The organism is Vibrio sp. SCSIO 43140 (assembly GCF_023716585.1).
GTDB lineage: Bacteria > Pseudomonadota > Gammaproteobacteria > Enterobacterales > Vibrionaceae > Vibrio > Vibrio maritimus_B.
The window spans coordinates 2,263,441-2,277,109 of the sequence record NZ_CP071850.1 but is presented as its reverse complement, the minus strand read 5'-3'; the positions used below and the strand labels follow the sequence as shown (position 1 = coordinate 2,277,109).

17 protein-coding genes are annotated in these 13,669 nt (G+C 42.1%); 14 read left to right on the top strand and 3 right to left on the bottom strand.

The genetic code is table 11. The annotated features are described in order from the left end of the window. Window positions 1–47: 47 nt before the first annotated feature. The gene (locus J4N45_RS10855; protein ID WP_252011421.1) at window positions 48–365 is read right to left on the bottom strand and encodes a hypothetical protein; all 318 of its coding nucleotides are present in this window, start codon (window positions 363–365) and stop codon (window positions 48–50) included. A 1,346-nt stretch (window positions 366–1,711) separates the two neighbouring features. On the opposite strand from J4N45_RS10855, the gene J4N45_RS10850 reads away from it, so the two are divergent. The 12 genes from J4N45_RS10850 to J4N45_RS10795 all read left to right on the top strand — a co-directional run bounded on the left by J4N45_RS10850 (window position 1,712) and on the right by J4N45_RS10795 (window position 10,300). Beyond that, window positions 1,712–2,209 carry a DUF4262 domain-containing protein gene (locus J4N45_RS10850; protein WP_252011420.1) on the top strand — a complete coding sequence of 166 codons (498 nt, stop codon included), beginning with the start codon at window positions 1,712–1,714 and terminating at the stop codon, window positions 2,207–2,209. Window positions 2,210–2,452: 243 nt separating this feature from the next. After that, complete coding sequence (locus J4N45_RS10845; protein ID WP_252011419.1) at window positions 2,453–2,863, top strand: hypothetical protein; 411 nt, start codon at window positions 2,453–2,455, stop codon at window positions 2,861–2,863. Window positions 2,864–2,938: 75 nt separating this feature from the next. Beyond that, the gene (locus J4N45_RS10840; RefSeq protein ID WP_252011418.1) at window positions 2,939–3,175 is read left to right on the top strand and encodes a hypothetical protein; all 237 of its coding nucleotides are present in this window, start codon (window positions 2,939–2,941) and stop codon (window positions 3,173–3,175) included. Between the two features lie 118 nt (window positions 3,176–3,293). Beyond that, on the top strand, window positions 3,294–3,686 hold the full coding sequence (locus tag J4N45_RS10835; RefSeq protein WP_252011417.1) for a L5-gp82 domain-containing phage-derived protein: 393 nt from the start codon (window positions 3,294–3,296) through the stop codon (window positions 3,684–3,686). Window positions 3,687–3,698: 12 nt separating this feature from the next. Then, entirely contained in the window at window positions 3,699–4,520 is an 822-nt protein-coding gene (locus tag J4N45_RS10830; protein ID WP_252011416.1) for an ATP-grasp domain-containing protein, read from the top strand. A gap of 211 nt (window positions 4,521–4,731) precedes the next feature. Next, the gene (locus J4N45_RS10825; protein WP_252011415.1) at window positions 4,732–4,914 is read left to right on the top strand and encodes a DUF551 domain-containing protein; all 183 of its coding nucleotides are present in this window, start codon (window positions 4,732–4,734) and stop codon (window positions 4,912–4,914) included. Window positions 4,915–5,484: 570 nt separating this feature from the next. After that, the gene (locus J4N45_RS10820) at window positions 5,485–5,916 is read left to right on the top strand and encodes a hypothetical protein (protein WP_252011414.1); all 432 of its coding nucleotides are present in this window, start codon (window positions 5,485–5,487) and stop codon (window positions 5,914–5,916) included. A 6-nt stretch (window positions 5,917–5,922) separates the two neighbouring features. Next, window positions 5,923–6,087: a hypothetical protein gene (locus J4N45_RS10815; protein ID WP_252011413.1), complete on the top strand. Its 165-nt coding sequence runs from the start codon at window positions 5,923–5,925 to the stop codon at window positions 6,085–6,087. A gap of 264 nt (window positions 6,088–6,351) precedes the next feature. Continuing rightward, window positions 6,352–6,669, top strand: a complete 318-nt coding sequence (locus J4N45_RS10810) for a hypothetical protein (RefSeq protein WP_252011412.1) — start codon at window positions 6,352–6,354, stop codon at window positions 6,667–6,669. Between the two features lie 100 nt (window positions 6,670–6,769). Further along, complete coding sequence (locus J4N45_RS10805; protein ID WP_252011411.1) at window positions 6,770–7,396, top strand: TnsA endonuclease N-terminal domain-containing protein; 627 nt, start codon at window positions 6,770–6,772, stop codon at window positions 7,394–7,396. A 70-nt stretch (window positions 7,397–7,466) separates the two neighbouring features. Then, on the top strand, window positions 7,467–9,314 hold the full coding sequence (locus J4N45_RS10800) for an integrase catalytic domain-containing protein (protein WP_252011410.1): 1,848 nt from the start codon (window positions 7,467–7,469) through the stop codon (window positions 9,312–9,314). Then, a complete protein-coding gene (locus J4N45_RS10795) occupies window positions 9,284–10,300 on the top strand; it encodes a TniB family NTP-binding protein (protein WP_252011409.1) in 1,017 nt (338 codons plus the stop codon). The genes J4N45_RS10800 and J4N45_RS10795 overlap by 31 nt, the downstream gene beginning before the upstream one ends. A gap of 19 nt (window positions 10,301–10,319) precedes the next feature. Here J4N45_RS10795 and J4N45_RS10790 read toward each other — a convergent pair whose 3' ends face one another. Continuing rightward, window positions 10,320–10,628 carry a helix-turn-helix domain-containing protein gene (locus tag J4N45_RS10790; protein WP_252011408.1) on the bottom strand — a complete coding sequence of 103 codons (309 nt, stop codon included), beginning with the start codon at window positions 10,626–10,628 and terminating at the stop codon, window positions 10,320–10,322. 101 nt (window positions 10,629–10,729) lie between these two features. Between J4N45_RS10790 and J4N45_RS10785 the strand changes: the two genes are divergently transcribed. Next, entirely contained in the window at window positions 10,730–11,278 is a 549-nt protein-coding gene (locus tag J4N45_RS10785) for a VspR family transcription factor (protein WP_252011407.1), read from the top strand. Beyond that, entirely contained in the window at window positions 11,272–12,654 is a 1,383-nt protein-coding gene (locus tag J4N45_RS10780; protein WP_252011406.1) for a DEAD/DEAH box helicase, read from the top strand. The genes J4N45_RS10785 and J4N45_RS10780 overlap by 7 nt, the downstream gene beginning before the upstream one ends. 469 nt (window positions 12,655–13,123) lie before the next feature. On the opposite strand, the gene copI is transcribed toward J4N45_RS10780, so the two are convergent. Further along, window positions 13,124–13,657: a copper-resistant cuproprotein CopI gene (gene copI, locus J4N45_RS10775; protein ID WP_252011405.1), complete on the bottom strand. Its 534-nt coding sequence runs from the start codon at window positions 13,655–13,657 to the stop codon at window positions 13,124–13,126. Between the last annotated feature and the right edge of the window lie 12 nt (window positions 13,658–13,669).

Sequence of the window (13,669 nt, the reverse complement as noted above, 5' to 3'; positions counted from 1 at the left end):
TTTCGTTATCTTAATATTACAGACAAATGTTGTTGTAGTAATTTTTCTTAGTGTAAGACACGTACTTCTTCTTGTGCATTCATGTGATCTGTTGCCACGATGTTGTTATACACGAAGTAAACGTGAATGGTGTTCACATACAGTTCGTTGGCTTGTGACCATTGACGGAATGTGAGATCGCTAGACGCAGCTTTACACGCTTCGGCATACTCAGCATTTAGGTAGGCCATCATCGCTTCAAAGCTGAAGTCAGAGATATTCTGTGCGTCAAGATGATTAATCACATCTTGATCAAATGCATCAAACGGCTTGTCGATAAGACGCTGCGTTTGAAGATGTTGAGCTGTAGTTTGGTGTAAAAGCATTTTTTTTCCATTTTTCATTGCTAATGCAAATTTTTCGTAATCTTCTTTTGGATGATCATTTAAGAAAAAAGTTTTTTACCTTAGATACTTCTTCAAGTTCTAGTACGGCGCTTTTAACCATCTGACGTAATTTATGTGTAACATGAATGTTACATCTTATGGTTATTACATTAGCCCATTCTATCACCGCGAACAACGAATAGATGTCTCATAAGTGAGACTGTCAGCACAACACATTGTCCGAGACTTTTCTTTTTTACACACAATCACACGTACTGTTTTAGTTCGAATAGATTGTCGGTGCAAACCAAAAGCTTTTTTTTTGAAGTAAGGTCAGTTTTTCTACACGTTGTAATGCAACTACTTGCACCTCTTCTTCAGTTTTTCCAGTATAAATTCAATCTACTGATATTTAAAGGTTTTGCCACCAGCCCAAATGGGTTTTAGCTATGATCTTAGTGGTAATTTAGAGATTTTTTGCGTAGTTTTAACAAAAAACCGATCCTTGTCATCGTAGCGTTAAATCCATTTAATATCAGATACTTAACTCACACGTAAGAATCTGTATATCTTATAAGCCTCTGTTATATAGAAACTTTTATCTTTTTCCGTTTCTGTTAACTAGATGGTAACGCCTTGTTAAGTAACTAGTGACGTCCACCCAGTTATGATTGCGTGTTTTTTAAAACAATTTCATGATTAAGCGGCGTTTTTTTGCAATTTCGAATGTAACAAGTCTCAAGGTAACCGATTACATTAACTTTCCGTTGACATTTTTCAACTCTTTACAAACGTGCTTGTATTTTTTTACAAAAAAAAAGAAATTTGTCGGTTTACTCTAGTTTTTTTTCTTCAATTTAGGTGTTTGACACTGAAGGACTATCCATACGTTGTGTGATCTACTTTTTCTTTATTGGATGACATTGATAATAAGTTTACTTTGGATACCTGAACTGTTGATTAATATATCCATTATTTAAACAAAGATTGGGGCATAACCCTGTTAGGTCTATCAGTTCTACACTTTGTGGCACAATTACTATCTACAAAATTCAAAGTAATGACAGGCGATTCAATGCTTCACCTCGAGCTGGTGGCACAAAGCCTATCAGGTGCTCTGTTATCTCTCTGGTCTTTCCTTGAAAAAGAAATCTTAATCACATTAGGTTTTAAAACGACAGGTTCAGTTCCGCCGTTAAACACCCCTTAATCTAGCGTTATGTTAGTCAAGTTCCCCCCTTTTTATTGTCGACCCTAGAGGACGAGCATTCATTTCTCACAATTGGGGGGAGGGAGTGTTTGTGCACAGATACTACCCATACCAAGTCATTAAATGAGTAATCAATATGGAACCGTTGAAGCAGGGAATGATGCAGTTATGTGTACAACAACTGAAAGATAAGATTAGTGAAGGCGACACTGCCTCTATCTTGTTTAACAAGGATGGGTGGCCCTATGCATACACGGTAGGCAATGCGATCAACACGAAGAACCGTTTCGAGTTGTTTACAGTAGGACTGATACCACCTTTCATATTTGCTGCTCATGCAGACATTCTTGAGTATCTTCGAAACAACGAAGTCGTTATCAGCACATCGAATCAGGCTCATATCCTAAAAGACGCGCTACCAATCCCTGTTGCGCTAGTTAAGGCTCCTGAATCAATTACGGAAGAAGCCTTTCCATTGAGTAGTGCCATCCATTCTGCGGATGCGTGTGTTCCACATTACCAATTGGTCTTATCAGACAACAAAGGTCGATTTCCGTGGGACAAAGAATGCGATAACGAATGTCGAGTCATGCAGTCCCTTTTTATTGACCTAGACCAAGTGGTCGTTAACTAACCTTTTCACTCTGAACCCAGTCAAAGGTCAAAGTTCACTTTGGCCTTTTTCATTTCCCCCCTAATTGCTAGTGGAGCGTTGTTATCGCTGATCTCATGTTCGTATTGGGGGGGAGGAGGAGTATGGACATGTACTCTAAAGCTATCAGAAACATTATCAAAAAGGAGATACAAGATGGGTATGTTTTGGGGGAACTGTTGGTACCAAGTTGTGCATGAGGAATTAGAGTACTGTGGGACTTTAATGCTTTCTAAATATCCGAGTGCGCATGGTGGTGTAGATAGTAACGGCAATGAACTAACCGAAGTGATTATGCCTTCACTGGAGGGGTCAGGGTTTACCTTGATAGCTCATAAAGATGAGCGAACGGCGACTCTAGCCTCTAAACGTCATGTCCTTGAACGAACAAGAATGGACTTAATGTCCTCCCTCTATGTTATCGATGATGCCCAATGCGACTTGGACGACTACCGCCTTCAACTCAAGATGGATCTTGATGATAAGCAATGGTTAGAAATTAAAATCAACAATCTCAAGCAAACCATTCTTGATTTCAAGGCAAAAGTCAAAGAGTTACGACGACTAAGAAAGGCCAAACCTACTGAGTTTCTTGAGAGTCAACTTGTCGCAATCGCGGAGAAAATGACGCAGTAAGGACCACGTTACGCAGAAACTGGTTGTCACTCTAACGCAACCAGTAGAAATAGGCTTTAGAACGGAGTACGAGCAATGAAACAGCCTTACATAGTAGTTACCCATGCTGAGGGGTACGAGCCAGATTCTTATCTTGTCTACGCAGAAGATGAAGAGAATGCTTGGGAGTTGGTTCTGAATTGGCTCTCAGAGCAGAAATTGCTACATGAAACACGCGATCAGTATCTCGATCATGTGAAGTCAGTGAGTGAAATGCAAAAGACTGCAATTGGTGCTCCACATACTGGCCATTCATTCACGGTCACTGAGTGAGTGCCAAGGCAAGCTAAAGAAGGTCGTTTCACCTAACTGTGTTGCTTTGGAGAGGCGTTCTCTCACGACGACATTTGCTCGGGGGGAAGTGGTATTCCCCTTATTTTTCGGAGGTGTCATGAAAGTTGACGTATATCTGAATCTTCATCGATCAACTGATGCGGAACGCGTGTATTCGATCCGATCGCGGGAGAAGGCCACATATGGGAAAGTGATTGCTTACAGCTCAAAAATTTCATTGAGGGACTGTCAGTTCGTTGTGAGTGCGAAAGGGCAGGCGCGAGTACGAAAAGAAAAGTCCAAGCTCGTGCACGCAGTCATCCGAGGCACGCTCATTGACTTTGAGCCGCTGGTTAATGCTCGTTACGTAGGGTATTGCCCTTATCAATCTACAGAACCTTCCTTTTACTTTCTAAGCTCACCAAATTTTCGATTAGCGGCTGAAAAAACGGCCATTAATAAGGCACAGCGAGTGAATTGTTTGGCAAACTTTGTTGTAGCCATTCAGTAAGTAAAGAGGCATATGATGATCTATCTGCAGCGTTATGGAACTCCAGCTAGGCTGGGGAGAGAAGAACAAGCGGTTTATGCTCACTGTGTCAAGGAGCGACTGCCAGTTCGATATTTTGAAGCCGGTGAGCTCAATAAAGACATGCTTCGAGAAGCTAGCTTGGTTGTTGGTAGTGTGGAATCGTACACCCAGGCTCTTAGTCTGTTGGGTGTGGATGCCGGTCGCCCAAATTACTATCCGTCAGAACTTGCCCCATTTCTAGGTCGTGACGTGAAATTAGAGTTGATGGCTCAGCTTAGACAAGACGTAGTTAACGCGCCCGTTTTTGCTAAACCTGCCATGAAATACAAGTTATTCAATGGCGATGTGTTCACAACGCAGAATATTGGAGAACTAGACCATTTCCATGAGGATACTCCTGTTTGGATAAGCGAAGTGGTTGATTTCCGCTCAGAGTTCAGAGTCTATGTTCTAGAAGGGGAGATATTAGCTTGTTGTCAGTACATGGGAGAGGTTGACGACACGCCAGACATGACGATGGTTGTCCAAGCCGTTTCTCTGATGTCAGAGAATGATGGCCCAACAGCTTTCGCGATTGACGTTGGCAATGATGTAAACGGTCGAACAAAGCTGGTGGAGTTCACGGATGGGTTTTCGTTAGGCTTTTACAAAGGACTGAGCAATGCAGATTATTTTCAATTGCTTCAATCGAGATGGAATGATTTTCAAACTAACGTTCCCTCACAGTGTCCATCCTGCGAGGGCAAATTCATAACAGAAACGCTGTATGGTTGGATATGCGCTGATTGTGGGCGAACTAACGAGAGTTACTAGTTTCGCCGCTACGCCGAGAATTTTAAGGACAATGGGGAAGTATAGATGCCTATATCATTTTGGTTTTTACTCAGCTTATGTGTAGTGAGTTGTTACGCTTGTGGTTATGCAAGTAAAGATATGCCCAAAAGGAAAAAAGTCGGTATTGCTGGAATCGTTGGTTTTTCAGCATCAATTTTTGGCATTTTTATTGTTTAAAGGGGAACCAGACATGCCACAAAAATGGATTGCTATTGCTGATGAAACTCCAGAGGGTGGCCAAGCTTGCCGTGTGCTCTTTGAAGATGAAACAGAGTCAGAGGCGACTTACTTGTCAGACCTTGGAATTTTTTGCCTAACAGGGGCGCTAACCTCATTTGGTGCGCAAGAAGTCACGCACTGGATGCCAAACTAACAGGGAGAGTTTATGGACATTATCAGTTGGGTTACCAGTGTATGTTGTGCTGCAGCAATAATCATCATCCACATATTTCGATGTAGGCTCATAGCAAAAGCAGTAACGTTGAACGAACGTATATTGCTTGAAGTCGGTGTATTAATGGCCTGTGTGAATTTTGCCATGTACTTTTTTGCAACTGTACTAAAACCTTTACCCCCAGAGCGTTCGATCTCTCCATTTATTCTGATGCTCGGTCCGGTGCTCAGCTTGATCTTAGTATCAACGTTATCCCTGTATTTTAGAGTGAAGCGATAGAAGGCAGTTCAAACAACCAGCGAGAAAACAATGATAGAACGTATCGAATTTAATGTCCTTGGATGTGGCCTAAACACCAGAACGTCAGCGAACGAATTGCTGGTGGATATTGCACACGAGAGGTTGAATAAATGGTTCAAAGAGAAATCCGTATCGATTGTCAATATTGAGTCTATTTATGAAACCAATAAGGATAGTGGGGCTAGCAGATTTATTTGTTTGCGGGTTTGGTATACTGGCTAACCAATCTACTCTAAGACAAGGAAAAACATGTCGAAGTTGGTTCGTGTTCATCGCTGTATCAAAGGCGTCCCTGAACAGTACTATAGCCGTGATAAAGACGAAATCGACCGTCTTAAGAAAGAGTTATCGATGAGAGTCAGTGAGCTCACTTTTCCGTGGGGCGTTAACACCGTCAAACGGAAGGATGCCGATCAAACACTGCCGCAAACTATGCACATAAAAGTGGTTAGAAAAACACTCAATGATGGTAGTGTGAGTGAGTATAGAAAAGTGATTATCATCATTGATAGGCCGAAACTAAAACTCTACAAGACTTTTTCGCGCCGGTTTGGCACGACGCATACATTCGAGCAAGCCATCGAAGATGTCATTGCCAGGGCGACGGCGTGGTGGAATGACAGTGAGTATGCAAGCTCCGGCAATGCTATTTCGACATATGTCGTCAAAAAAGGGAGATAACAAAACATGGAAAGAGAGCAGGAAACACGCCGTTTGGAATCGGCTCGTAACAAAGGAAGAGCCAAGGCTCGACTTAAGTCTGAGAAAAAACATCACTCTGAAAGCCGGTCTCACAATGACAGTGAGTATGCATCCACCAGCATTGCTATTTTGACATCTGTCATCAATTAGGGCGCTGACTATATATGGGAAGGGAGCAGGAAACACGTCTTTTGGAGTTGGCTCGTAACAAAGGAAGAGCCAAGGCGCGACTTAGGTCTGAGAAACAACATCGCTCTGAAAGCCGGTCTCACATAGACAATAGTCTTTCAAGTGTCTTTTGGTTTGCGATTATGTGTGCTTTGGGGCTTCTATTGGTTCGTTGAAATGAAGGTGACAGCTATATTAAGCTACTGAGTTAATATGGGAATGGAGTTAGCGAGAACAGGAGAGTGAATGGCGGTTTATTTCTATGATGTTGGTGATCACTTGGCTGGATTTGTGGGTTATCGAGCCATAACCTCGGTAGGGACAAACAGTGATATTCGTCAGCGTTACTTTAGTCTAAATGACTACTCCCACACCAGGGCTGAAGAATTGGCCACCCAGCTTGATGAGAAGTGGAAGCAAGAGGCAAAGGAGCTGAAAAAGAAACTGGTGCTCGGTACGTCCCCGCAACAACCGACGACAGTTTGTAAAGGTCTGTTTACTCAAATTGTCATTGAAAGAAAGCGACGAGGAGGGGCCGTAAAATGTTACTACATATGTTGTTAAAAGCATAACCTGTCCCAATAAAACCATAACTTGTCCTTTTAAAACCCTTAAAGTGTCCTAAGCTTATTTTGGTTGTTTTGTTACAACAAAAGGGACGCATATGTATATTCGTAATCTTCGCAAGCCATCGCCTAATAAGAACATCTACAAATTCTCGAGTCTCAAAAACCGAGATGCTGTCATGTGTGAGGGTAGTCTGGAGAGAGACTGCTGCTATCATTTCGAATATGATCCAGATGTAGTTCACTACGAATCTCAGCCAGAGGGTTTCTACTATGACTTCCATGGGAAAAAGCGCCCTTACACTCCTGATTTCCTAGCTACCTATGTTGACGGTACATTCAAGTATGTGGAAGTCAAACCACACTCGAAAACGTTATCTAAGACGTTTAAACAAGAATTTGCTGCTCGTAAAGAGGCTGCCAATCGAAAAGGATTTGGTCTTGTTTTGGTGACTGATAAGCAAATTAGAGATGGGTACTTTCTTAAAAACTCAGAGTTGGTACATCGGTATAGTGGATGTATCGAAGGCGATGAGCTTACATTCAAAGTGCATTCGTATCTGATTTCACAGGAAACAATGAAAATCAGTGATCTAGCCGTCTCAATTGGAGAGTCCGTCGGTCGGGTGTTCGCTTCTGTTTTAAAACTGATTGCAGTAGGAAAAGCCGGTGTTGATTTAGATATCGCTGTGTTGAATGGAAGTACAACTGTTTCGGTGAGATGAAGTGGTTGGTCGATTCCATGACGAGTTCGAGCCCGAGTACAACGAAGATTCTGAAATAGAACATGAGCTTTTGCCTGAAACTCAGAGCGAACGTCTTAAGTACTCGAGATTACAGTCGACACAGATTATTGAGCGAGACCTCTCTTCATATCCTGAGGAGCAGAAGAGCAAAGCGCTCGAAAGGTATAAATTGCTATCCTTAGTTGCGAATGAACTGAGCGGAGGTTGGACTCCTAAAAACCTCAACCCACTAATTGAAAAACACTTCTCCAAAACACGTCTTACCAAGAAACCTAGCTATAAATCACTGCAACGTTGGCACAATTCATTTGTTGACTCGAATGGAAGTTTTACTAGCTTGGTCGATAAAAACCACCTTAAAGGTAATCGAGAAGCCAGGGTTATTGGCGATGAAAAATATTATGATGAAGCCCTGAAGATGTTCCTAGACGCAAGGCGACAGTCGATTAGAGCGGCATTCATCTTTTACAGCGACAGGATAACAGTAGCTAACGATAAGATAGTCGCCGGAAAAATACCCAAAGTCTCATATGAAGCGTTTAAGAATCGTATTCGCAAAGAGGAACCATACAGCGTCGCGCTCGCTCGGCATGGGAAATACTACGCAGATAAGCTCTATAACTATTATCAATCTGTGGATATGCCGACTCGAATTTTGGAACGAGTCGAAATGGATCATACCCCCTTGGATTTGATTCTATTGCATGATGACCTCATGGTGCCGTTGGGTAGAGCACATTTGACACTGCTCGTAGATGTTTTTAGTGGGTGCATAATCGGCTTTCATCTAGGCTTTAAAGCTCCTAGTTATGTGTCGGCATCCAGAGCCGTTATTCATGCGACAAAAAGTAAGAGCTACATTTCTGAAATGCCTATTTCATTCAACAATGAATGGCTTTGCGAGGGGAAAATAGAGAACTTGGTGGTCGACAACGGTGCGGAGTTTTGGTCAAAAAGCTGGGAGGATGCATGCTTGGAGGTTGGGATAAATGTAGTTTATAACAAGGTTCGCAAACCATGGTTAAAGCCATTTGTTGAACGTAAATTTGGTGAAATTGTTCAAGGGATTGTTGGCTGGGTGCCGGGTAAAACATTCTCTAACGTGCTGGAAAAAGAAGACTACAAACCAGAAAAAGATGCAGTCATGCGTTTTAGTACCTTTGTAGAAGAGTTCCACCGTTGGATAGTAGACGTGCACAATGTTAATGCTGATAGTCGTCATAAAAGAATACCAAACCTTTACTGGAAGCAAAGCTATGACGTTTTACCACCATTAAAACTCTTACCCGATCAGGAGCAAGCATTTAGCGTAGTTATGGGAATTCTTCAGCATAGAAAGCTGACTGACAAAGGCATTAAGTTCATGCATATAGACTATGACTGTGTAGCGTTGTCTGATTATAGGAAGACGTACCCCCAAACAAAAGAGTCGTTGAAAAAGAAAATAAAAGTAGACCCAGATGATTTATCCGCTATCTACGTATACCTCGAGGAGCTTAAAGGATATGTGAAGGTTCCAAGTAAGGATCCAATTGGTTACACCGTTAGATTGAGCGTTTGCGAGCATGAAAAGATTTTGGCGGCTCATAGAACCTACATAAAAGGAGAAATAGATGTATTGTCATTAGCAAAAGCTCGACTAGCTCTGCATGACCGAATCGAGTCAGAACAATCAGACCTAATGCAGCTAACACATTCTGAACGTAAACGGAAAGCGAAATCTACCAAGAAAGTTGCAGAAATATCTAGTGTTAACAGCGATACCCCTCACTCCAAACTGAGTGATAGAGCGCCAAAATCAAGCTTTAGTATCTCAGATTCGGAAAGCAATTCTGATACAACTCCGCTAGAGAGCTTTAGGTCTAAATGGAACGAGCGCAAAAACCGGAGGCAATAGTTGTGACAACAGTGAGTAGGAATTTGGAGCGGGATGAAGTTTTAGCAAACTATCATGACTCTTTTTCAATTTACCCGGAGGTTGAAAAAGTCCTCTCTGGACTCGAGTGGATAATGAGACGCAGGAAGTTTGGCACTTTTGCGCCTTCAATGCTTCTGACAGCTGGCACCGGTGCAGGAAAGACAGCCACAATTAATCATTTTATCGAGAAAAACTTATCAAGGAATGAAGTTCTTACTACTCGTGTAAGACCCACGTTACTTGAGACTTTACTATGGATGGCCAAAGAACTTGGAGCTTATAGAAATAGCAGAGCTAAGCCTTCAGAGATCGGATTAACGGATTGTGTGATTGAAACATCGAAAAGAGTTGGGCTTAAATTTTTAGTGATTGAGGAGTGCCAAGAGTTATTTGAACGAACCAGTCATAACCAGAGGCAGGATATTAGAGACCGTCTCAAAATGATTAGTGATGAGTGTCATTTGCCGATTGTGTTTGTAGGACTTCATAGTGCTGGGCTAATTTTAGAAGACTCTCAGTGGAATAGGCGAATTATGGTTCGACGCACACTCCCTTACATTAAGATCACAGATGAGTCTGCAATTGACAATTATTTAGATGTTTTAGATGCTCTCGAAAAGGCAGTGCCTTTAAGATTCAAGGTGCCGTTGACAGACGTTGATTTCGCAATGAGATTGTTATCGGCAAGTAAAGGTGTACTTGGTGAGATTAAAGAGTTAATTGCTGCCGCACTAGAGGTCGCTTTGGAGAAAAAGAAGGACTGTATTGACGAGGACGACTTTGCTGCTGTTTACGAGAAAATTAACGATCCCAATGATACAAATCCTTTCACTGTGCAGATAGATGCTCTAACTATAGAGCAAATAGCTTCTTATGAAAATTATGTCACCGATGCCGAGACTGGTGAACTTTGCTTTGTAAAGCAGGTGTTTAGCAAATTATCTATACAGCAACTTGTTGGTTAGTGAACCATCTTGCTTAGAGTTAACTAGGTTGTGTCAGTTTTTCTAATAGGGTCGCCTTCTCTTCATCACTCAGCTTATCAATCGCACACGCCAACTCAGCACTCAATTCATTCCTACAGAAAAAGTAATTCAGCGGCACATCTAACTCTTCAGCCATGCGTTCAAGCGTACCAATATCTGGTACGTGCCTACCTTTCTCATAATGATTCATTCGCCCACTAGCAGAGCTTGGTTCCATACCAATTTTCACCCCTAAATCTTTTTGGGTGATCTTGGCTTTTTTACGCGCAGCTTTAAGCCTCGCTGGGATTGGGTTGTCTTTTTGCACTTAGACATTTCTTATCAACCTTTCGATAACTTAGATTGTCTAAGTTTTACTGATTTTTGTATACTTAGCAATCCTAAGTTTTTATGCGTATGAATGATCAAATGACACAGCCCCAAAAAATCAATGCCTACATGTTTAACCTACTGATAAAAAAAGAGATGGATAACTTTTCGGTAACAGAGGCAAGAGATGCTTTGATGGACCTAAGCGAAGAATTTAAAAACCATCAGGAAGCTAGGAAGTATGTCTATCGGCAAATTTTGGCGTTTGAGCGCAAAGGTTGGCTAGTATCCAAGGGGCACAATAGATCTAAAAAGTATCGAAAAACTGAGTTGATGAAATCTCTCTTTTTGACTCCGCGTAAGCTAAAAAGTGATTTAAGTGAAGCTGTAGCCGCACCAAGTACACTAGAACACGTTGATCTGAGGGTTTTACAAAAAGAGAAAAGCAAGTATGAAGGTGAGCTTGCTATTGTGCTCAGTGAAGTCGAAGAGTATCAATCTTTGATGGAACGATTTCCGAAGAAAAAAGATATGTTTCTGACCATGTTTACTGAAAGTAAGGAGTATTCAGCTAAGTTGTTGGGCAAGATTAATGCTTTATCTAAGGTTCTATTGGTGTCCAAAACAGAAGGCTCATTCTCATGTTGAGGTTGTGGCAGGAAGAGTGTGTTGCCGCTGCACTCGAAAAGTATATGACTTCAACAAGACACTTTTTTTGCCAAGCGACGCCCGGTGCCGGTAAAACGGTGATGGCAGCTGAACTGACGAAGTGCTTAATTCGAGAGGACAAAATTGACCTTGTTCTCTGTTTCTCTCCGTCTTCCATCGTCGCACTTGGAATTAAAGAGACGTTTGCTAGGCATTTAAATTGTTCTTTTGATGGTGGTATGGGAGCTATGGGCGCTTCCTATACGTACCAGTCTATCCGTTTTTTAGATGATGCTTTTTGGAACACCATAAGAAAGTATCGCGTCTTGGTTGTTTTTGACGAGATCCATCACTGTTCATTTGATGACGAAGGTCGTTCAAATGCTTGGGGTGAGCAAGTTATCACAAAGATACAAGGCCTTGCTCGCTATACATTGGCATTATCGGGGACCCCATGGCGTTCAGATAGCGTACCTATAGCGATGGCGGAGTATACCGACCCCGACGGTTGTTTGCTTTGCGATTATCAATACGAGTTAAGGCGTGCAGTACAAGAGAGAGTATGCCGTGCTCCCAAGATTGTCTTGGTAGACAGCGAGCGGCTTTCACTAACGGAAGGTACCGAAGTTATAAAGTACGCATCTATTTTGGAAATGCTCAAGCAATCAAACGCTTCCTACCGTAGTGTGATTCAAAACGATTCAGCGATGACCCACTTACTCGAACTAGCCGTTAACAAGCTGAATGAGATTCGACAGAGCTCTCCGGAGGCCGGTGGGCTTATCGTCGCTGCATCTGTACAACATGCTAAGACTATTCAATCACTATTGATTCAACATTTTGGTCAATCAGCGAGTATCGTAACGTACCAGCATGAGAACCCGTTGGAGGAGATAGAGGTTTTTCGACACTCAAGTACTCAGTGGATTGTCAGTGTCGGAATGATAAGCGAAGGTACAGATATTCCAAGGTTGCAAGTTTGCTGTCATCTAAGCGCAGTAAAAACCGAGTTGTATTTTAGGCAAGTGTTAGGGCGAGTTTTGAGGGTCAATAAGGCTTCAAACCAAGAAGCTTGGCTGTATACCTTTGCCGAAGAAAAGCTAATAGGTTTCGCTGAGCGAATTGAGCAAGACATCCCAGAGACATGTTTGTATCTAAAACAACACGTTAAGGAATTAAGAGGCTTTACCGGTAAGGTAGAAGTGGGCGTTAGTGTACGTGCAGGTGAGACTCCATTTCAAACATCTAGTTCCTATCTCAATTGGCAAGACTTAGAAGCACAGTCGGCAGGGGTATCGACTTCAACTCTATCGCAAGAAGATCTGAAACTTGGCCGATTCAAGCAACGTGTTATTTCGGCGTTTTTTGATAGTTAAGTTAAAGCAGTCGTGCTTCTGTATATAGCGGAAATGTGATTGATAAAACAACATGTGCAGCCTTCACCAAGCGCTTCACCGAATGCTAGCTGTCGCTGGTATGAGCAATATATTGCTTATTGGCAGGTATAAAAACGCTCCCGCTGTAGCCCTAGAAATATTATCTCGGACTTGTTGACGCTTAGGTACCGCTTTAGTTATGTAAGATGCAACAGATAGCCTTTATAACGTGTTTGTGGACATAAATACGTTAGGAGCAATTACTCTAAAGAGTTTATGTAAGATTAAAAAAAGTATCCCAAATTACTCCAAGTAACGGATTGAGGTGAGGCTACCTGGAAAGAAAAAGACGCCCCTTTATTTGATAGAGCAACTAAATAACCTGACATCTACTATCCAAATATTTAATCGAGGTCACGCGAATACAGAGGTGAGCGTTCTGACGACACCTCTGTAGACTTAACTGAAGCTACTTAAGGCTCAGTGATTTCACCATACCTGCTTCTGCATGACCGGGTATATTACATGCCAACTCAACGTTAGTGTCTCCGTGGAAGTGCCACAGCAACTGCTTTGCTTTTCCAGGTTTAACCGTCACTGTACTACCACTATCATGGGCGTGGCTTCCCATGTTTTTCATCATCTCACGATGTTTAAGCTGCTCTTCTTTGCTGCCTATTGAAAACTCATGGTCAATCTTACCGGTATTGAGAACGACAAACTGAACAACATCATTCGGTTCGATTGTGACATCACGTTTAAACGTAATTTTCATATCATCACTCAAGATAACATGAACCACTTTGTCTGGCTTAGCACCGCTTGCAGGCATGCCAACCGCTGACATCCCCTCCATATTCATCATATTACTGTGATCCATCTTGCTTTCTTTCATCGACCCATGGTTCATTGCACTGTGATCCATTTTAGAGTGGTCCATCTCATCGGCATACAGGTTCATTGAAATCAAAGCCAAAGCTGTGGTTAGTAGTGCTGTCTTCATAATAATATCCTT

Bases quoted from the DNA above. Each gene is read 5' to 3' on its own strand.
- J4N45_RS10855 (WP_252011421.1), bottom strand. From the start codon at position 365: ATGCTTTTACACCAAACTACAGCTCAACATCTTCAAACGCAGCGTCTT.
- J4N45_RS10850 (WP_252011420.1), top strand. From the start codon at position 1,712: ATGGAACCGTTGAAGCAGGGAATGATGCAGTTATGTGTACAACAACTG.
- J4N45_RS10845 (WP_252011419.1), top strand. From the start codon at position 2,453: ATGCTTTCTAAATATCCGAGTGCGCATGGTGGTGTAGATAGTAACGGC.
- J4N45_RS10840 (WP_252011418.1), top strand. From the start codon at position 2,939: ATGAAACAGCCTTACATAGTAGTTACCCATGCTGAGGGGTACGAGCCA.
- J4N45_RS10835 (WP_252011417.1), top strand. From the start codon at position 3,294: ATGAAAGTTGACGTATATCTGAATCTTCATCGATCAACTGATGCGGAA.
- J4N45_RS10830 (WP_252011416.1), top strand. From the start codon at position 3,699: ATGATGATCTATCTGCAGCGTTATGGAACTCCAGCTAGGCTGGGGAGA.
- J4N45_RS10825 (WP_252011415.1), top strand. From the start codon at position 4,732: ATGCCACAAAAATGGATTGCTATTGCTGATGAAACTCCAGAGGGTGGC.
- J4N45_RS10820 (WP_252011414.1), top strand. From the start codon at position 5,485: ATGTCGAAGTTGGTTCGTGTTCATCGCTGTATCAAAGGCGTCCCTGAA.
- J4N45_RS10815 (WP_252011413.1), top strand. From the start codon at position 5,923: ATGGAAAGAGAGCAGGAAACACGCCGTTTGGAATCGGCTCGTAACAAA.
- J4N45_RS10810 (WP_252011412.1), top strand. From the start codon at position 6,352: ATGGCGGTTTATTTCTATGATGTTGGTGATCACTTGGCTGGATTTGTG.
- J4N45_RS10805 (WP_252011411.1), top strand. From the start codon at position 6,770: ATGTATATTCGTAATCTTCGCAAGCCATCGCCTAATAAGAACATCTAC.
- J4N45_RS10795 (WP_252011409.1), top strand. From the start codon at position 9,284: ATGGAACGAGCGCAAAAACCGGAGGCAATAGTTGTGACAACAGTGAGT.
- J4N45_RS10785 (WP_252011407.1), top strand. From the start codon at position 10,730: ATGACACAGCCCCAAAAAATCAATGCCTACATGTTTAACCTACTGATA.
- J4N45_RS10780 (WP_252011406.1), top strand. From the start codon at position 11,272: ATGTTGAGGTTGTGGCAGGAAGAGTGTGTTGCCGCTGCACTCGAAAAG.
- copI (WP_252011405.1), bottom strand. From the start codon at position 13,657: ATGAAGACAGCACTACTAACCACAGCTTTGGCTTTGATTTCAATGAAC.